Raw genomic sequence first — 19,410 nt, 5'->3', positions numbered from 1 at the left:
TTATCAAAACGTTACGACATCTTTGTGTTATCTTTAATTACGGCCCTGATGATTGTCGGGGCATCTCTGTGATTAAGGAGGAGCTTATGTCGTTAACCCTACGCGAAGCCAGTAAGGACACGTTACAGGCAGAAAATAAAACCTGGCATTACTACAGCCTGCCGCTGGCTGCCAGAACGCTTGGGGACATTTCGCGTTTACCCAAGTCATTGAAAGTTTTACTGGAAAATCTATTGCGCTGGCAGGACGGTGACTCTGTCACCCTCGACGATATCCAGGCGCTGGCAGGGTGGCTTGAAAATGCCCATGCCGACAGAGAAATCGCCTACCGCCCGGCAAGGGTGTTGATGCAGGACTTTACCGGTGTTCCTGCCGTCGTTGATTTAGCCGCGATGCGCGAGGCCGTTAAGCGTCTCGGCGGAGATACGGCAAAAGTGAATCCGCTTTCCCCTGTTGACCTCGTCATTGACCACTCCGTAACCGTTGACCGCTTTGGTGATGACGACGCCTTTGGCGAGAACGTGCGTCTGGAGATGGAACGCAACCACGAGCGCTACGTGTTCCTGAAGTGGGGGCAGCAGGCGTTCAGCCGGTTTAGTGTGGTCCCGCCGGGTACCGGTATTTGTCACCAGGTGAACCTTGAATATCTGGGTAAAGCCGTCTGGAGTGAATTGCAGGATAAAGAGTGGGTCGCCTATCCGGACACGCTGGTGGGCACGGACTCCCATACCACCATGATCAACGGTCTGGGCGTGCTGGGCTGGGGCGTTGGGGGTATCGAAGCGGAAGCGGCCATGCTCGGCCAGCCGGTGTCCATGCTTATCCCTGACGTGGTGGGCTTCAAGCTCACCGGCAAGCTGTCTGAAGGCATTACCGCCACCGATCTGGTGCTCACCGTCACCCAGATGCTGCGTAAGCATGGTGTGGTGGGCAAGTTTGTAGAATTCTACGGTGACGGACTGGATTCGCTGCCGCTGGCCGACCGTGCCACTATTGCCAATATGGCGCCGGAATACGGTGCAACCTGCGGCTTTTTCCCCATCGATGACGTCACGCTGGAATACATGCGCCTTAGCGGGCGCAGCGAAGAGCAGGTCGCGCTGGTCGAGGCCTATACCAAAGCGCAGGGCATGTGGCGAAACCCGGGCGATGAACCGGTCTTCACCAGCACGCTTGAAGTCGATATGGGAAGCGTTGAGGCGAGCCTCGCCGGACCGAAACGTCCGCAGGATCGGGTTGCGCTGAGTGACGTGCCAAAAGCCTTTGCCGCCAGCAATGCACTGGAAGTGAACGTGGCGCAGAAAGATCACCGTCCAGTCGACTATGTTCTGAACGGACATCAGTATCAGCTCCCGGATGGCGCGGTTGTGATTGCGGCCATTACCTCCTGCACCAACACCTCGAACCCCAGCGTATTAATGGCGGCCGGTCTGCTGGCTAAAAAGGCGGTAGAGCTTGGGCTAAAACCTCAGCCATGGGTCAAGGCCTCGCTGGCACCGGGTTCCAAAGTGGTATCGGATTACCTGGCGCAGGCCAAACTGACGCCGTACCTTGACGAACTGGGCTTTAACCTCGTGGGCTACGGCTGTACGACCTGTATTGGTAACTCCGGCCCGCTGCCTGAACCGATTGAAACGGCGATTAAGCAGGGTGACCTGACGGTAGGCGCGGTCCTGTCCGGTAACCGAAACTTTGAAGGGCGTATCCACCCGCTGGTGAAAACCAACTGGCTGGCCTCGCCGCCTCTGGTTGTGGCGTATGCCCTGGCAGGGAACATGAATATCAACCTGGCGACCGATCCGATTGGTCACGATCGCAAGAACGATCCTGTCTACCTGAAAGATATCTGGCCATCTTCGCGTGAAATCGCGCTGGCCGTTGAAAAGGTCTCAACCGAGATGTTCCGCAAAGAGTATGCGGAGGTCTTTGAAGGCACGCCGGAGTGGAAAACCATCAACGTCGTGGGCTCAGATACCTACGACTGGCAGGATGACTCGACCTATATTCGTCTGTCGCCGTTCTTTGATGAGATGCTGGCCGAGCCGGCACCGCTTAAGGATATCCACGGCGCGCGCATACTGGCGATGCTGGGAGATTCCGTCACGACCGACCATATCTCTCCGGCGGGGAGTATCAAAGCTGATAGCCCGGCGGGCCGTTATCTGCAGAGCCGGGGCGTCGAACGCCGCGATTTTAACTCCTACGGCTCGCGTCGCGGTAATCATGAAGTCATGATGCGCGGGACCTTTGCCAACATACGCATTCGTAACGAAATGGTACCGGGCGTGGAAGGGGGGATGACCCGCCATCTGCCGGGGACGGAAGTGGTTTCGATTTATGATGCGGCGGTCAAATATCAGCAGGAAGGTACGCCGCTGGCGGTGATCGCCGGGAAAGAGTACGGTTCCGGCTCCAGCCGCGACTGGGCGGCGAAAGGTCCGCGTCTGCTTGGCGTTCGCGTGGTCATCGCCGAATCGTTCGAACGTATTCACCGCTCGAACCTGATCGGCATGGGGATCCTGCCGCTCGAGTTTCCGCAGGGCGTGACGCGTAAAACGCTGGGACTGACCGGGGAAGAGCAGATTGAGATTAGCGGTCTGCAAAACCTGCAGCCGGGGAAAACGGTGCCGGTGAAGTTAACGCGGGCAGACGGGAAAACCGAGGTGCTGGATTGCCGGTGCCGTATTGATACGGCAACCGAGCTGACCTATTACCAGAACGACGGCATTTTACATTATGTGATTCGTAAGATGCTGGACTGATGAAACGAGCCCGGCACGCGTGCCGGGCTTTTTAGCATCACTCTTTCAGCAGATGGCCCATTTTGGCGGCTTTGGTATCAAGGTAGTGGGCGTTTTTCGGGTTACGGCCGACAATCAGCGGTACGCGCTCGACGATGTTGATCCCCGCTTCGGTCAGGATCTCCACTTTTTTCGGATTATTGGTCAGCAGTCGAACTTCGTCCACGCCCAGCAGCTTGAACATATCGGCGCACAAGGTGAAGTCGCGTTCGTCAGCGGCAAAGCCAAGCTGATGGTTTGCTTCAACCGTATCGTAGCCCTGGTCCTGAAGCGCGTAGGCGCGGATTTTGTTCAGCAGACCAATATTACGACCTTCCTGACGGTGATAAAGCAGCACACCTCGGCCTTCTTCTGCAATATGAGACAGGGCGGCTTCCAGCTGGAAACCACAATCACAGCGCAGGCTGAACAGCGCGTCGCCGGTGAGACACTCTGAATGGACGCGGGACAGCACCGGCGTCTGCCCTGAAATGTCGCCATACACCAGCGCGACATGATCCTGTCCGGTTGCCAGTTCTTCAAAACCCACCATCAGGAAATCGCCCCATGGGGTTGGCAGTTTGGCTTCTGCCACACGTTTAAGCTGCATGTGATTCTCCAGAGTAGGCTGACACGTTTCGTGCCTTTGCCCTGTTTTGCTTTCTGTATCAGTTCATTTTGCCACAAGCTCAGCAGGTTCGCCTAATGGGCACCATGCTATATGAACGTTAAACGCACGATCCGACATATCCACCCGGAGGATTAATTTCGGTTATGATTGTGACGCTTAGCGAAAAAGGAGAAGACATGCTTTCAATCGCCAGACGTACGGCAGCAGGTGCGGCCATTTTACTGATTATGCCTCTGGCCGTATGGCTTTCAGGCTGGATGTGGCAGCCCGGGCAGAACGCCATGTGGCTGAAAACGTTATACTGGATAACGGAAACGGTCACCCAGCCGTGGGGAATAATTACCCACGTACTCCTCTGCGCCTGGTTTCTGTGGTGCCTGCGCTTTCGCTTGCGCGCGGCGCTGATGCTCTTTGCGATACTCGGGGGCGCTATCCTTGTCGGTCAGGGCGTGAAGTCCTGGGTTAAAGATCGCGTTCAGGAACCGCGTCCTTTTGTCGTCTGGCTGGAAAAAACGCATCATGTTCCGGTAGATGAGTTCTACAATTTAAAGCGTAAAGATCGTGGCGCGCTGGTGAAAGAACAGCTTGCGGAACAGCAGGATATCCCGAAATTCTTGCGTAAACACTGGCAGAAAGAGACCGGGTTCGCGTTTCCTTCCGGTCACACCATGTTTGCGGCCAGCTGGGCGTTGCTGGGGGTTGGGCTGCTTTGGCCAAGGCGTCGAACGATCACTATCGTGATTTTACTGGTCTGGGCGACGGGGGTTATGGGCAGCCGCCTGCTGCTGGGGATGCACTGGCCGCGGGACCTGGTCGTCGCCACGCTCATCTCATGGCTGCTGATTATGATGGCGACCTGGCTCACTGAACGATTCTGCGGCCCGCTAACGCCACCGCCAGAAGAGAAAGAAGAAATAGCCGAAAGGGACCAGACAGACGCCTGACGGTTGATATTCCGCATTTTGCCCATAGATCCATGACCTGCGCGTCACTTTTTCCGTTTCGCGCTCGTCGCTAAAATGGTAGTTTATAAGGCTGATTGCGGTGAGTTGAACACACTTTATTCGCTTGAACCACATAACGGGAAGTAATGTGAAATATTTACTCATTTTCTTACTGGTATTGGCGATTTTTGTCATTTCAGTCACGTTGGGTGCACAAAACGATCAGCAGGTGACGTTTAACTATCTGCTGGCTCAGGGTGAGTATCGCGTCTCGAGCCTGCTGGCGGTCCTATTTGCTGCCGGCTTTGCCATTGGCTGGCTGGTTTGCGGTCTGTTCTGGCTGAAAGTCCGTGTTTCTCTTGCGCGCGCTGAACGTAAAATTAAGCGACTCGAAAATAATATTGCCCCTGCGTCTGACATCCCGGAAAGCTCTGGTGTGCCGGTCGTGAAGGAATAATCGACTATGCTGGAGTTGTTGTTTCTGCTTTTGCCTGTAGCCGCAGCCTATGGCTGGTATATGGGCCGCAGAAGTGCGCAACAAACAAAACAGGATGAGGCCAACCGACTCTCCCGCGACTACGTTGCGGGGGTGAACTTCCTCCTGAGTAATCAGCAGGACAAAGCGGTAGATCTGTTCCTCGATATGCTGAAAGAGGATACGGGGACGGTTGAAGCGCATCTCACCCTGGGCAACCTGTTCCGCTCGCGCGGCGAGGTCGATCGCGCCATTCGTATTCACCAGACCCTGATGGAAAGCGCCTCGCTGACCTACGATCAACGCCTCCTGGCGGTGCAACAGCTGGGGCGGGATTACATGGCCGCGGGGTTATACGATCGCGCTGAAGATATGTTCGCGCAGCTGGTTGATGAAACAGATTTTCGCATCGGCGCGCTGCAGCAGCTCCTGCAGATTTATCAGGCCACCAGCGACTGGCAGAAAGCCATTGATACCGCTGAACGTCTGGTGAAGCTGGGTAAAGATAAGCAGCGCGTTGAGATCGCCCATTTCTACTGTGAGCTTGCTCTTCAGCAGATGGGCAACGACGACATGGATAAAGCCATGGCGCTGCTGAAGAAAGGCGCCGCCGCGGACCGCAACAGCGCGCGTATCTCCATCATGATGGGGCGCGTCTTTATGGCGAATGGCGACTACGCCAAAGCCGTTGAAAGCCTGCTGCGGGTTATCGACCAGGACAAAGAGCTGGTCAGTGAAACGCTGGAAATGCTGCAAACCTGCTATCAACAGCTAGACAAGCAGGAAGAGTGGGTAGCGTTCCTGCGTCGCTGCGTGGAAGAGAATACCGGCGCCACCGCTGAACTGATGCTCTCGGACGTCGTTGAGCAGTATGAGGGAAGCGACACCGCGCAGGTTTATATTACGCGCCAGCTGCAGCGCCATCCAACCATGCGGGTATTCCACAAGCTGATGGATTACCACCTGAACGACGCAGAAGAAGGGCGAGCCAAAGAGAGTCTGATGGTGCTGCGCGATATGGTTGGCGAGCAGGTGCGCAGCAAGCCGCGCTATCGTTGCCAGAAGTGTGGTTTTACCGCGTATACGCTCTACTGGCACTGTCCTTCCTGCCGCGCCTGGTCCACCATCAAGCCAATCCGCGGTCTGGACGGGCAGTAATTTTTTAAAACGCTCCATTTTAGTTACAACATACTGAAGATTTTTCCCTTGTCCTGAACTCCGTGCGGTTTGCCGGTCTGGCAGGCGCGTAAATGGATCCTGTCAATTTGCGGCGTCGGCAGGTAGAATGCTGGCCGTTTATCTGTTCCGCGCCGCTGCGCGCCCATAGACGAAAAGGGCTGGTCATGACGTCTGTTACATCCTCCACTTCCCGCGTAATTACGGATTCTCCTGTTGTTGTTGCGCTTGATTACAATCAGCGTGACGCTGCACTGGCGTTTGTCGACGGCATCGACCCTCGCGACTGCCGTCTGAAAGTTGGCAAAGAGATGTTCACGCTGTTTGGACCGCAAATCGTTCGCGATCTTCAGCAGCGCGGCTTTGACGTTTTCCTCGACCTTAAATTCCACGATATCCCGAATACCACGGCGCACGCCGTTGCCGCAGCCGCAGAGCTGGGCGTATGGATGGTTAACGTCCACGCATCGGGTGGGGCAAGAATGATGACGGCCGCCCGTGAGGCGCTTCTGCCGTTCGGTAAAGATGCACCGTTGCTGATTGCGGTCACGGTGCTGACCAGTATGGACGAAAACGATCTTCGCGACCTGGGCGTGACGTTGTCACCCGCCGAGCATGCCGAACGTCTCGCGCGTCTGACGCAGCATTGCGGCCTGGATGGCGTCGTCTGCTCCGCGCAGGAAGCGGTACGTTTCAAATCAGCGCTGGGCCAGGATTTTAAACTGGTTACGCCGGGTATCCGTCCTGCAGGCAGCGAAGTGGGCGATCAGCGCCGTATTATGACGCCTGAGCAGGCGCTGGCTGCTGGCGTTGACTACATGGTCATCGGGCGTCCTGTGACGCAGTCTGCCAACCCGGCTGAGACGCTTAAGGCTATCAACGCATCGCTGAAAAAGGGGGCGTAATGACCGATTCCAACAGCCGTCTGGTCTATTCAACCGATAGCGGGCGTATAGACGAGCCGAAAGCGAAAGTGGAACGTCCTAAGGGGGACGGCATCGTTCGGATCCAGCGCCAGACCAGTGGACGAAAAGGGAAAGGGGTTTGCCTCATCTCCGGCATTGACCTGGATGATGCTGAACTGGCAAAGCTGGCGGCCGAGTTGAAAAAAAAATGTGGCTGCGGCGGCGCCGTGAAAGACGGCATTATTGAAATCCAGGGAGATAAGCGCGATTTAATAAAATCTCTGCTGGAAGCCAAAGGTATGAAAGTCAAACTGGCAGGCGGTTAAAATAAATGAGCCACGGCAGATGCCGTGGCTCGTATTATATACGTGCGTATGTCAGACCTGAAATGCGTTCAAATATCGCAATACCGGGGAAGGCTTAGATAATAATTATTTGCCAACCTGGTGACCGATAATACCACCGACAGCAGCGCCACCTAATGTACCCAGCGTACTACCATCCGTTAATACTGCACCACCGAGAGCACCGGCACCGGCACCAATAGCGGTGTTACGGTCACGTTTAGACCAGTTAGAGCACGCGCTCAGGGACATTGCTACAGTGATTGCCAGAACAGCGGCGGCTAATTTTTTGCTGGTTAAGGTCATAATACTTTCTCCTGAATTATCGATTCACGGAAAGATGTACACGTTAAGTATAGACGAATCGAATACTTAATTCTGTTTTCCGTGAAAGCTGGTCGCGCAGGCGTTACGTAATCACGCAGGTGATAGTCACTTCCTGTTATATCGCTAACATTAATTTTACGACTTTAATGCAGGTTAAACAGGTAAAAACTCTTAAAGAAGTACCAGGAATCATCTCAGAGAAAGAAGGGCGTATGCGCCCGAAATTCGGGCGCGGAGGGGACTCAGGCGGTCGTTTTAATAATATTGACGATCAGCCCGTCATCTTCCAGTGTATTACGGTGCGCGTCGCTCAATCTTTCGTCGGTAATCACGCGGCTAAAGCGTGAAACCGGGCCCATCGTGTATGGGTGAACGGCGCCAAATTTGGAGCTGTCGGTGAGCACAATAGCTTCACACTCTTTTTCCAGCACGGCATTCACCACGTCGGAGCGCATCATATCCCGGCCGGTAAAACCTGTCTCCGGCTGCCAGCCGTCAATCCCGATAAAGGCCTTGCTGAAATGAACCTGCTGAACATACTGACGGGTCAGCGGGCCTACCATGCTTTCACTTTTTTTCTGGTAAATACCGCCGAGCAGAATCACCTCACAGCGCGTCTCTTTGAGCAAGTGCGCGATATAGCTGCTGACGGTGATGATGGTAACGTCTTTTTGATCGGCAAGCGTGCGCGCCAGAAGGGCATTACTGCTGCCGTTTTCAATAAAGACGGTCTCGCCGTTGTTCACCAGGGACGCGGCAAATTCCGCCAGTTCACGTTTGAGCGCGTAGTTATTCATCATGCGCGTCTCAACGTCGTCACTGTCCAGCGGGACAGCATATCCGTGCGCGCGACGCAGATAGCTCTGTTTTTCCAGCAGATTAAGATCCTGACGGATGGTGACTTCAGAAACGCCGGTGGTTTTAGCGAGATCGACTACGCTTACGCGTCCCTGATCGATGACCATCTGCAAAATGAGTTGTTGTCGGGAATTCATAGCATCCATTTAATAAAGCGAAACGAGGTCGGAGACGGTGGGGTTAAACTTCCCACGGCGCTTTTGGCTGTCTGTTTTCTGGCGCATTGTCAGCACCATTCTGAGCAAGAAGTTCAGACTTCAGGATCTCGAGATTCCGGATAGCAGAGTGATAATCGCCCGCCACTAGGATATCCAGCACGGTATCAATTCGTTGTGCTACAGCTTGTGCGTCAATAGTCGACATAATCTCACCCCAGGCGCGAAAAGTTAATATTTTCAATGATGCAGAAATTAGGATCAAAAGAGAAGGGAAAAAATACAATAACTAAATTACATAAACGTAAGTGATAAATTTAATCCCCTTCATGCAGATGTCAGGTTATTGCGAGGCGGAGCGTCACACGGTCTGGATGATGCTGCGGCCTCACGGGGGGGCAGCGACTGGTGACCCTGCAAAATCGCTATCACGCGGCGGGCCTGCGTAAAGCCAGTTAACGTTGATTTCGCGCTTGATATCGTTTTAGCCATCGCTCGAATGCGGCAGCGGGCATCGGCTTAGCAAACAGAAAACCCTGCCGTTCGTTGACGCCGTTCTTGGTCAGAAAGGCGTCTTCTTTTGCATTTTCCACACCCTCGGCAATCACCTGCAGATTTAACGCCTGCGCTACCGCGACGATAGCGCGCACCAGCGACTGTGAAATGGACTGCTTATGAATATCCCTGACAAAAGCCTGATCGAGTTTAATGGCATCGATAGGGAAGCGGGCCAGCTGAGAAAGGGAAGAGTAGCCGGTGCCAAAATCATCTAGATGAATTTGCGCCCCGAGTCGGCTGAACTGCTGGATCACGGACAGCGCCAGCTCTTCATTCTCGATAAGACAGCTTTCGGTCAACTCGACGTCGACCGGGCAGTATTCAAAATTCAGATCCTTTAGCGCCTGCTTTAAGTCGCTGAAGATGGTCTGGTCGGCCAGCTGGCGTGCAGAGACGTTCACCGCCACGCGCAGGTTTATTCCCTTATCGCGCCATTTTGCCACCTGACGAACCACATCAAGCATCACCCAGCGGCCCAGCGGCACAATTAGACCCGACTCCTCGGCATAAGAGATAAACTCTAGCGGCGCGATCAGGCCGCGTTCTGGTGATTGCCAGCGGACCAGCGCTTCAAGGCTTCTGACTTCCCCGCGCCAGGTTATTTTCGGCTGATAGTGGATCAGCAGCTGATCGTTATCCAATGCCTTACGCAGGTTGGTATCCAGCCAGAGATATTCAAACACGCGCTGGTTCATCTCGGGTGAGAAGACGCAAAACGTGCCCCGGCCGTTCTCTTTGGCGGTGTACATGGCGGTATCGGCGTTTCGAATGACGCTTTCCCGGTCGTTCCCGTGCTGTGGTGCGAGGGCGATACCCAGAGAGCAGCCGGTATAAATCTCAATCAGACCGATTCGGAACGGCTGACGAAGACGGGTTAAAATGCGTGACGCCATCGCCTCCAGAGAGCCCTGAGAGGTATTTGTGGCCATGACGATAAATTCATCGCCGCCAAGACGCGCAAGAACCTGTTCCTCATCCAGACAGCTCAAAATCGCGAGAGCGACAGCCTGCAAAAGCTGATCGCCAAACATATGCCCGTAAGCGTCGTTGATCTTTTTAAAGTTATCCAGATCGAGATACACGACGCCAACCTGCGTATCGCCGCGGCTGGCGATGGCGTCAGAAATCAGGTCGTGGATCGCATTGCGGTTTGGCAAGCCGGTGATGGTATCGGTATTGGCCAGCACGCGCAGCCGCTCCTGAGCGCGGCGCTCCTCGGTAATATCGGTCCCGGAACAGATAAGGAAAATTTCATTTTTACCGCTGCCGCTGTGGACGAATTTGTTTCTGAACAGAAACAGCCGCTGACCCTTACGCGTTTTGATCCAGCGTTCGACTTCGTAGGAGCTGCCGTTGCGAAAAAAACCGGTAATATTGCGCTTTGAGGCTGCCGCTTCGCTGCGGCTCATAAACAGCTTAAACACGTTCTGACCAATCACTTCCTGCTCTTTCAGGCCGGTGTACTCTTCGCTAAGCCGGTTAAAACGCTGAATATTGCCGTGCTTATCGAGAATAACAATGACGGAGTTGGCCTCTGATACAACCTGCTCCGCGAAAGAGAGCCCCTGAGCCAGATCGCGCGCCACGGAGGGCGTATCGTTCCAGGCGGAAGCGGTGCCTGCCCACTCGTTGCGGGTAATCTTACGGCCCACAAGATGAACCGGGAGGTCTTCCCCGAATAACGAGAGCGTCATGGAAATGCTGGAGGTAATAACGGTTAAATGACGGATGAGATCGGCCTGTTCATCGTCCAGCGCCACGACCTGAGTGACATCGGCATTTTCGCTGGTGGAAAGGTGCAGAGCGTTGCTGTCAGCTGACAGGCGCCACCACGGGCTGTGAGTGCCCATGTAGCGAAACAGCAAATTCTGCTCCAGATCGTCCATCATGTTTTCTCCCGCAGCTGTTCATAAGCGCACAAATTATTCATTTGCTGTCGACTTTTCCGTTGAGAAACAGCGGCAAAACCGAAGTGAACCTGTTGTTTTTCCCTGCTTTCTTATAATAAAACGAGTCAGGTTAAAAAAGGTACGGAGCGTATAGAAATTCACATAACCGAATATAACAACACTCTTTTACTGTAGATAATTATGGCGGGTTTGGGCGAAGGGATACTGAAAATAGTAAGGAAAAATAATGATTTTGTGGCGGGGATAAAAAGAAAAATTGTCGGCCTTTCCGCAGAGGAAATGACCGACAATTGAACCGGTTATCAGGCGACAGGACGCGCGATAATACTGCGGGTTTCCATGCGAACTTCGGCGATAGTAACGTCAATCACGTCGGTGACTTTGTAAACTGTTTCACCTTTAATTTGCACGGTACCGTTTTCCTGGCTACAGACCATTTCGTCACGAACAGCATGCAGGAACGGCGCAGGAATAAACGCGACAGCACCGTTATCGACCAGACGGACACGCATACCCCCGCGGCTAATATCGATGATCTCTGCGGCGAAACGGGTATCCGTACCGGCTTTATCCTGCAGGAAGCGTGCGTACAGCCAGTCTCCAACGTCACGCTCGGCCATGCGGTTCAGACGGCGACGATCGGCCATCTGCAGCGTGGTGTCCTCCTGAGGACGGGCAATGGTTTCACCTTTGATAATCGCTTTCAGCAGACGGTGGTTAACCATATCGCCATACTTACGGATCGGCGATGTCCAGGTGGCGTAAGCTGCGAGGCCAAGACCAAAGTGCGGGCCAGGCTCGGTGCTGATTTCAGCGAAGGACTGGAAGCGACGAATGCGGCTGTCCAGGAAACCCGACGGCTGCGCGTCCAGTTCGCGGCGAAGCTTGCAGAAGCCCGGCAGCGTCAGCACTTCTTCCGGATCAACGTGCACATCGTGATTCTTCAGCAGGGCCGCCAGCGCTTCGGTATTCGCCGGATCAAACCCGGTGTGGACGTTGTAAATGCCAAAGCCCAGCTTGTCGCGCAGCACGCGTGCGGCGCAGATGTTGGCGGAAATCATCGCCTCTTCAACGATGCGGTTCGCAATGCGTCGCGGTTCGGCCACGATGTCCAGCACTTCGCCTTTCTCACCCAGAACAAAGCGATAATCCGGACGATCTTTAAACACCAGCGCATGGGTTTTACGCCACTCGCCGCGGTTCAGGCAGATGCGATGCAGCAGACGGATTTGCGCGGCAATGGCGTCGGAATCAGGTTTCCAGCTACCGGTATTTTCAAGCCAGTCGGAGACGTTATCGTAGGCCAGCTTGGCTTTCGATTCGATGGTGGCGGCAAAGAACTCGATATCGTCTTCAATCGCGCCATCTGCGGCGATAGTCATGCGGCAGGCAAGGACCGGGCGCACTTCATTTGGACGCAGCGAGCAGAGATCGTCTGACAATTCGCGCGGCAGCATCGGAATGTTGAAGCCCGGCAGGTAGTTGGTGAACGCACGGATTTTCGCCGCGTCATCAAGCTTGCTGCCTTCGGCAATCCAGGCGGTTGGATCGGCAATGGCAACGGTCAGATGCAGTTTGCCATCGGCGCTCTCTTCAGCATACAGTGCGTCATCCATATCTTCCGTGCTGGCGCTGTCGATGGTGACAAACTCCAGTGCGGTGAGATCGCGGCGCGTCAGACCTTCGTCCTGGATCTCGGTCGCTACGCCGTTCGGCGCTTCTTTTTCAAGATTGTGGCGTGCCAGCGTGACCCACCATGGCACGAAATGGTCGGCACCAAAGGTGATGAACTGGGTCAGCTCAGCATAAAAACCGCGATCGCCTTTCAGAGGATGACGGCGCATTTCTGCTACGGCCCAGTCACCTTCTTTAAAATCATGCTCAACGCCACGGGCGGCGCGGCAGGGAATGGCATCTTTCAGTAGGGGATGATCTGGCACGATGGAAAGACGATCGTCTTTTCTCTGCACCTTACCCACAAAACGGGTCAGGAACGGTTCGATCAGTTCTTCCGGCTCGGCAGACTCGCGGTCCTTCTCGGTATGAATGACGGCCATGACGCGATCGCCATGCATCACTTTCTTCATCTGCGGAGGCGGAATGAAGTAGCTTTTCTGCGCGTCAACCTCAAGGAAGCCAAAGCCCTTTTCCGTGGCTTTTACGACCCCTTCTGCACGCGGCGTCTGGGAATGCAGTTGCTGTTTAAGCTGCGCTAGCAGCGGGTTGTCCTGAAACATAATGTTCTATTTTCGTAGCCATTGAGCGGCTGACAGTTTTACGCGATTCTCACTGTCTCAGCAAGCGCTCTTTGGGTAATTAGTATGGTTATTCCTCTTTACCAAACGCGACTTTCAAACGATTGAGCCAGCCGTCAAACGCGCTCCGGGTAAGCAGCATGATGGCATGTTCGCCGGGGAGCCCCTGATCCGTGAGCGGGGTAAACTGCGCGGCGCTGAAGCGGTCCGGAGAGCGCGTCAGCAGTTCGACCGCCGCCGAAAGTGCGGGGGACGTCAGCGGGATCGCGTCGCGGGTGTTTAACAGGATCTCTCCGGTCAGGTCGAACAGCGACGGCTCGTGGCAAAGGACCGGCGTCAGGGCCTCCAGCGCGGGTTCTGCCTGCCAGCGGGACAGCGACTCAAGCTGATGCGCGCTCGCATAGCGCAGCTCGACGACGGGCAAAAGCGGAACCCAGGCGGCGTGGCTCGCGGGCAGCGTGTGCGGCTGAATATGATGGCCCGGCAACCAGCGAACGGGGTGTCCTAACAGCGCCTGAAAAACCGCGACCACGCGCGCCTGAAAGCCGATAAAGCCGATAATCTGGTTAATCACCACAATGTCATAGATTGACAGGCCAACCTCATCAAGCTGGTTCTGCGCTTTATCATCAATGACATCAGGAGAGCTGGCGAGCTGGCGGGCATACTGCGTAATTTGCGCCAGACGTCGGTTACTTTCGCGCGAGGAGTCCGGGCCGGGAAGCGGGGCGAGGAGGGCGGCGTAATGGTTACAGAGCCGCTGAACGCCACAGGCCTGGGCGACCGTTAGCGCGGTGCTGAGCCGATCGTAGGCGCTGAGCGTATGCAGGCGGTTCACGGGAATCGAGAGCGGAAACAGCTGGTGGCACAAGGCTCGGGCAGGGGTAAGCCAGCCAGAACAGGCGGCGACAATCTCATCAGGCAGGGCTAAATCGAGCAAAAAACGATCGTCGACGTTAGCGGCTTCGGGCACCAGAGGCAGAACATCCGTCTGCGCGTGGTTCGACTGGGTCTCGTGATACCAGTGGCCTTTGCCGGAAAAACGGCGTTGTTCCATGTGCGTTCCTTGATCTCAAAATGGCGATCAATATCCTGGCGTAAGGCAGATAAAGGGAAAAATATTGTTAGGTGATAACAAATAGCAGAACGGAATAACGAAGGGGTGGTGCGGGGGGAAAACTCTCTTCCCGTGCGGGAAGAGAGTCACAGCTTATTTAATTTCCAGCTCGTTCATTGCCGCGATGTTGAAGCCGCCGTCAACGTGAACCACTTCACCGGAGATACCAGCGGAAAGGTCAGAGCACAGGAATGCTGCAGAGTTACCCACATCTTCAATGGTAACGGTACGACGAATCGGGGTAACCGCTTCGCAGTGTGCCAGCATTTTACGGAAATCTTTAATACCGGAAGCTGCCAGGGTGCGGATAGGACCTGCAGAGATGGCGTTAACGCGCACGCCTTCAGGGCCCATTGCGTTCGCCATGTAGCGTACGTTGGCTTCCAGAGAGGCTTTCGCCAGGCCCATAACGTTGTAGTTAGGGATAGCACGCTCAGCGCCCAGGTAGGACAGGGTCAGCAGGGCTGCGCCCGGGTTCAGCATCGCTCGGCAGGATTTCGCCATCGCAACGAAGCTGTAGGAGCTGATATCGTGAGCGATTTTGAAGCCATCACGGGTAACCGCGTTCACGTAGTCGCCGTCCAGCTGGTCGCCAGGAGCGAAGCCAATGGAGTGAACGAAACCGTCGAATTTCGGCCATGCTTTTGCCAGTTCAGCAAACATGCCGTCGATGCTTTCGTCTTGTGCAACGTCACATTCCAGAACGATGCTGGAACCCAGCTGCGCGGCAAACTCTTCAACACGGCCTTTCAGCTTGTCGTTCTGGTAGGTGAACGCCAGCTCAGCGCCTTCGCGATGCATTGCCTGTGCGATGCCGTATGCGATGGACAGTTTGCTGGCAACGCCAGTCACCAGAATGCGCTTACCGGAAAGAAAACCCATAGCTTTAATCCTTATATTCATTGCTAATTTTGCCTTGTAATTCATAGCGTTACAGGCAGTATTTCAAAATCATTCGAAATTAGCTCGAAATTATAGCCCACTCACAGCCCCTTGTGTCACGATATTTCTTGCTCTTCTCCGAAGACGCCTGCCCCGAAGAAAGCGCCGCGGACTCGCGGGGGCTCAAAATTTCAGCATTCGTCCAGTATATCACCCGGCAACAGGTTCACCTCATCCAACCAGCGAGGAAGCGCGATCCCGCACGGGGATTCACGCTTTCCTGAGGTTGTCGATGAAGCGCGCGATGACGATAAAGAAAACCGGCACGAAGAAAATGGCGAGAAGCGTACCGCTAATCATGCCGCCAAATACGCCGGTACCGATGGCATGCTGCGTACTGTCGCTCGCACCATTGGCCAGCATCAACGGAACAACCCCTAAGGTGAAGGCTAACGACGTCATCAGAATGGGGCGCAGGCGCTGGCCGGCGGCATGAATGGTTGCCGCCAGCAGGGGCTGCCCCTGGCGATGGAGCTGCCTGGCAAACTCCACAATCAGAATGGCGTTCTTTGCCGACAGGCCGATAAGCGTAATCAGGCCAACCTTGAAGAAAACGTCATTCGTCATGCCGGCGGCGGACACCGCGATCACCGCGCCGATAAGACCCAGCGGAACGACCAGCATGACCGCAAATGGAATAGACCAGCTCTCATACAGGGCGGCCAGCACCATAAACACGACCAGTATCGACAGCACGATAAGGCCCGGAAGCTGAGATTCCGATTTTCTCTCCTGCAATGAACTCCCGGCCCACTCGCCAGCCATGCCCTGAGGTAAATCTCTGGACAAACTCTCCATAACCTTCATTGCGGTGCCGCTGGATGCTCCCGGCGCCGCATTTCCGGTAATGCGAATAGCCGAATATCCCTGATAACGCGTCAGCTGCTGCGGCGCAACGTTCCAGGAAAGCGTGGCAAACGTTGATACCGGCACCATCTGTCCCATCCGGTTTTTCACTGATAATGCCAGTATCTGCTCAGGCTGCATTCGGTATGGCGCATCGGCCTGAATAATCACCTGCTGAACGCGGCCGTTATTCGTATAGTCATTGACGTAATTTGAGCCCAGGGTGACGGAGAGCGTCTGGTTGATTTCATCAAATGAGACCCCCATCGCTTCCGCCTTTTCTCTGTCCACCTGGAGCGCAAGGCTTGTTCCTTCCGGAAGCCCGTCTATATACACGTCACTCAGTTCAGGGCGCTGGTTGGCCTGCAGGACCAGCGCGTCGGCAGCGCGCTTTAACGCCTCGTAGCCCTGACCCGCTCTGTCCTGCACGTACCAGGTGAAGCCCGACGAGGTGCCCATATCCGAAATGGCTGGCGGGAGCAGGCTCATCGTGACGGCATCAGAGACGTTCGCCATGCTGGCCTGTATATGGTCGGCTTCACCCTGGGCCGTCGACCCCTGCCGATCTTTCCAGTCTTTCAGCGTGGTGAAGGCCATAGCCGAATTTGGTCCTGAACCTGAAAATCCAAACCCCAGGATCATAATGTTGCTTTCAATATCCGGCCGGGCCGCAATTTCCTCTTCAAATTTTTTAACCACGTTGAGGGTACGCTGCATCGTGGCATCAGAAGGCAGCTGGATGGAGGACATAAAGTAGCCCTGATCTTCGTCCGGCAGAAAAGACGACGGTAACGAAGACAATCCCAGAAACAGCGCAGCACAAAGCGCAGCGTACAGGAGCAGCATACGCCCGGTTCGCTTCAGAACGGCACCCAGCCCGGCTTCATAACAGGCGGTGAGCGAACGGAAGCGCGCGTTAAACCCGACTGCGAACCTTCCGCCTCCGCTCTTTTCTGCCTTATGCGGCTTGAGTAACGTTGCGCACAGGGCCGGCGTCAGCGTCAGGGCAAGAAACGCGGACAGCAGTATGGAAACCGCCATGGAAATACAAAATTGTCGGTAGATAATCCCGACGGATCCTTCCGCAAACCCCATGGGGATAAAGACGGCGGTAAGCACCAGCGTGATGCCAATAATCGCCGGGGTGATTTCCTGCATGGCTTGCCGCGTGGCGTCACGCGGGGAGAGGCTTTTTTCTTCCATCAGCCGTTCAACGTTTTCTACGACCACGATGGCATCATCAACGATAATCCCTATCGCCAGCACCATGCCGAACATCGTCAGAATATTGATGGAGTAGCCGCTCAGTAACATCACCGTGAAGGTGCCAAGCAGTGCGACGGGAGCAACAATCGCCGGGATAAGCGTGCAGCGTATCTTGTGCAGAAACAGCAGCATAACCAGGAAGACCAGAACCATCGCTTCTACAAATGTCTGAACAACCTTCATGATAGAAAGTTTCACAAACGGCGCGGTATCGAAGGGAACCGTAAACGCCATTCCTTCAGGTAACACCCGGGAAAGCTCGTCGATGCGCGCCCGTACGCCGGAAGCCGTGCTCATCGCATTGGCGCCAGGCGAGAGCTGGATTGCCGCCGCCGTTGCGGGTACACCATTTTCACGGATACCAAAGGCGTAGCTTTGCAGGCCAGATTCAACCCGCGCAACGTCGGACAATTTCAGGCGGGCGCCGGATGCGTCAGATTTCAGGGTGATATTGCTGAACGCCTCTACCGAGGAGAGCTGTCCCTTTACGGTGATGGGATACGTTACCCCTTGTCCTGCAGACGCTGGCTCATCTCCCGTTTTACCGGGCGAAACAAGGGCATTTTGCTGGCCAACGGCGGTAAGAACATCGCTCACCGAAAGCCCGTAGCCGTGGAGCTTCATGGGATCCAACCAGATGCGCAGCGCTTTTTCGCCGCCAAACAGCTGAACTTTCCCTACGCCGGGCACGCGACGAAGCTCGTCACTGACGTTTCTGGCAAAATAGTCGCTTAAATCGGCTTCCTCAAATTGACCCGTCGCGGACTTCAGCCCCACCATCATTAAAAATCCAGAATTAGCGGCCTCGACGTTAATGCCGTTTTGCCTTACCGCCTGAGGTAGACGAGGCTCGACGATCTTAATCTGATTCTGCAGATCCATCTGCGCCAGCTTGATGTCCGTACCCGGTTTAAACGTGACGGTAATCGATGCCGAACCGGTTGTGTCACTGGTGGATTCGAAATAGAGCAAGTTATCGACTCCAGAGATTTCGCGCTCTATTAACGACACCACCGACGTATTCATGATATCGGGGCTGGCCCCCGGGTAACTGACGGAAATAATGATTCCCGGCGGTGCCACCGCCGGATACTGCGCAACCGGTAAACGGGGAATAGACAGGAGACCCGTCAAGACGATAAACAGCGCCACTACCCAGGCAAAAACGGGGCGTTCAATAAAAAAATGAGGCATTGGGTTATTTTTGTGCAAAAGAGTGAGGTAGAAAGTCTACCGCGCACCTGTTTAGCGGAAGTGGGCGGTTTGTGGAGGCTGTGTGGAGCAACGGCTCAAATCATTCTCATAATCAGGTACAGCGGCGCTCCGCCAAAAAAAATGATCAAATAACACTCGTAGTAAAAGAGCAGATCCTCAATATCGGGCATTGTGTTTAACAGCACGGTGAACGTAATAATGAGATAAACAAAAATAACTATTAGCCAGAAGGCGATGACAAGCAGCTCAGTCAACGCGCCGGCTTTATTTTGGATGATCAGAGAAACCACCGACAATGCGATGCAACCATAAATAATGGGTGAAGAGAGCAGCGTCGAGGCGACTTTTTCATCCATTCTGTGTACCAAAATCAGCCAGGTATAAAGTAATCCCCACGACAGCAGCAGGAACAGGGAATATATGCCTAGTTTTTTAGGAGAGAAATATTTAGAAAGTTCCATGTTCATTATTTCAGTCAACTTCATAAAATCTTTAAGAAACAGTGGTAATTTGCAGCGCGCAATGCACAACGGGTTATGCCCCAATAGCGATTTTGAACGCGCATTGTCGAGTCTTTATTGACGGAATGTGTAGGCTGTGTGGAGAAATAACCGGGAATTTAATTCAGCGGGGAAATTTTCGTGACTACGGCACTTTTTCCCGGAGGCTGTGTCTTATTGTGCTAAAGATATCTGATAGCGTGCTT

Annotated in this window: 16 protein-coding genes; 6 read left to right on the top strand and 10 right to left on the bottom strand. The window is 54.5% G+C overall.

The annotated features are described in order from the left end of the window. Positions 1–86: 86 nt before the first annotated feature. Positions 87–2,762, top strand: coding sequence for an aconitate hydratase AcnA (acnA, locus tag LA04_RS07925; RefSeq protein WP_047651110.1), 2,676 nt, complete (start codon positions 87–89; stop codon positions 2,760–2,762). A 37-nt stretch (positions 2,763–2,799) separates the two neighbouring features. Here acnA and ribA read toward each other — a convergent pair whose 3' ends face one another. Then, positions 2,800–3,390 (bottom strand): GTP cyclohydrolase II, encoded by a 591-nt coding sequence (gene ribA / locus LA04_RS07920; protein ID WP_008501210.1) that lies wholly within the window; start codon positions 3,388–3,390, stop codon positions 2,800–2,802. A 197-nt stretch (positions 3,391–3,587) separates the two neighbouring features. Here ribA and pgpB point away from each other — a divergent pair, with 197 nt between their 5' ends. The 5 genes from pgpB to yciH all read left to right on the top strand — a co-directional run bounded on the left by pgpB (position 3,588) and on the right by yciH (position 7,237). Continuing rightward, positions 3,588–4,355, top strand: a complete 768-nt coding sequence (gene pgpB / locus LA04_RS07915) for a phosphatidylglycerophosphatase B (protein ID WP_047651189.1) — start codon at positions 3,588–3,590, stop codon at positions 4,353–4,355. Positions 4,356–4,503: 148 nt separating this feature from the next. Beyond that, the gene (locus LA04_RS07910) at positions 4,504–4,812 is read left to right on the top strand and encodes a LapA family protein (RefSeq protein ID WP_023312067.1); all 309 of its coding nucleotides are present in this window, start codon (positions 4,504–4,506) and stop codon (positions 4,810–4,812) included. A 6-nt stretch (positions 4,813–4,818) separates the two neighbouring features. Next, positions 4,819–5,988: a lipopolysaccharide assembly protein LapB gene (gene lapB, locus LA04_RS07905; protein WP_023335944.1), complete on the top strand. Its 1,170-nt coding sequence runs from the start codon at positions 4,819–4,821 to the stop codon at positions 5,986–5,988. 185 nt (positions 5,989–6,173) lie between these two features. After that, positions 6,174–6,911 carry an orotidine-5'-phosphate decarboxylase gene (gene pyrF / locus LA04_RS07900; RefSeq protein WP_047651188.1) on the top strand — a complete coding sequence of 246 codons (738 nt, stop codon included), beginning with the start codon at positions 6,174–6,176 and terminating at the stop codon, positions 6,909–6,911. Then, positions 6,911–7,237, top strand: coding sequence for a stress response translation initiation inhibitor YciH (yciH, locus tag LA04_RS07895; protein WP_023312064.1), 327 nt, complete (start codon positions 6,911–6,913; stop codon positions 7,235–7,237). Before pyrF ends, yciH begins: the two co-directional genes overlap by 1 nt. A gap of 105 nt (positions 7,238–7,342) precedes the next feature. Here the strand turns inward: yciH and osmB are convergent, their stop codons facing one another. The 9 genes from osmB to crrC all read right to left on the bottom strand — a co-directional run bounded on the left by osmB (position 7,343) and on the right by crrC (position 19,165). Beyond that, positions 7,343–7,561: an osmotically-inducible lipoprotein OsmB gene (osmB, locus tag LA04_RS07890; RefSeq protein ID WP_008501216.1), complete on the bottom strand. Its 219-nt coding sequence runs from the start codon at positions 7,559–7,561 to the stop codon at positions 7,343–7,345. Positions 7,562–7,824: 263 nt separating this feature from the next. After that, a complete protein-coding gene (gene yciT / locus LA04_RS07885; protein ID WP_047651109.1) occupies positions 7,825–8,577 on the bottom strand; it encodes a DNA-binding transcriptional regulator YciT in 753 nt (250 codons plus the stop codon). Positions 8,578–8,620: 43 nt separating this feature from the next. Further along, positions 8,621–8,803 carry a YciZ family protein gene (locus LA04_RS07880; protein ID WP_024907126.1) on the bottom strand — a complete coding sequence of 61 codons (183 nt, stop codon included), beginning with the start codon at positions 8,801–8,803 and terminating at the stop codon, positions 8,621–8,623. 247 nt (positions 8,804–9,050) lie between these two features. Beyond that, positions 9,051–11,042, bottom strand: a complete 1,992-nt coding sequence (gene pdeR, locus LA04_RS07875; protein ID WP_047651108.1) for a cyclic di-GMP phosphodiesterase — start codon at positions 11,040–11,042, stop codon at positions 9,051–9,053. 323 nt (positions 11,043–11,365) lie between these two features. Next, the gene (locus tag LA04_RS07870) at positions 11,366–13,300 is read right to left on the bottom strand and encodes an exoribonuclease II (protein WP_047651107.1); all 1,935 of its coding nucleotides are present in this window, start codon (positions 13,298–13,300) and stop codon (positions 11,366–11,368) included. An 88-nt stretch (positions 13,301–13,388) separates the two neighbouring features. Next, a complete protein-coding gene (locus LA04_RS07865) occupies positions 13,389–14,375 on the bottom strand; it encodes a CMD domain-containing protein (RefSeq protein ID WP_047651106.1) in 987 nt (328 codons plus the stop codon). A gap of 153 nt (positions 14,376–14,528) precedes the next feature. After that, complete coding sequence (fabI, locus tag LA04_RS07860; protein WP_003856831.1) at positions 14,529–15,317, bottom strand: enoyl-ACP reductase FabI; 789 nt, start codon at positions 15,315–15,317, stop codon at positions 14,529–14,531. A 270-nt stretch (positions 15,318–15,587) separates the two neighbouring features. Continuing rightward, on the bottom strand, positions 15,588–18,683 hold the full coding sequence (locus LA04_RS07855) for a multidrug efflux RND transporter permease subunit (protein ID WP_047651187.1): 3,096 nt from the start codon (positions 18,681–18,683) through the stop codon (positions 15,588–15,590). Positions 18,684–18,778: 95 nt separating this feature from the next. After that, on the bottom strand, positions 18,779–19,165 hold the full coding sequence (gene crrC / locus LA04_RS07850; protein ID WP_047651186.1) for a colistin resistant protein CrrC: 387 nt from the start codon (positions 19,163–19,165) through the stop codon (positions 18,779–18,781). Positions 19,166–19,410 lie beyond the last annotated feature (245 nt).

This window comes from Enterobacter sp. UCD-UG_FMILLET (assembly GCF_000762975.1).
Taxonomy (GTDB): domain Bacteria; phylum Pseudomonadota; class Gammaproteobacteria; order Enterobacterales; family Enterobacteriaceae; genus Enterobacter; species Enterobacter dykesii.
The sequence above is the reverse complement of the archived record's forward strand: the minus strand, read 5'-3'. Positions and strand labels throughout refer to the sequence as shown.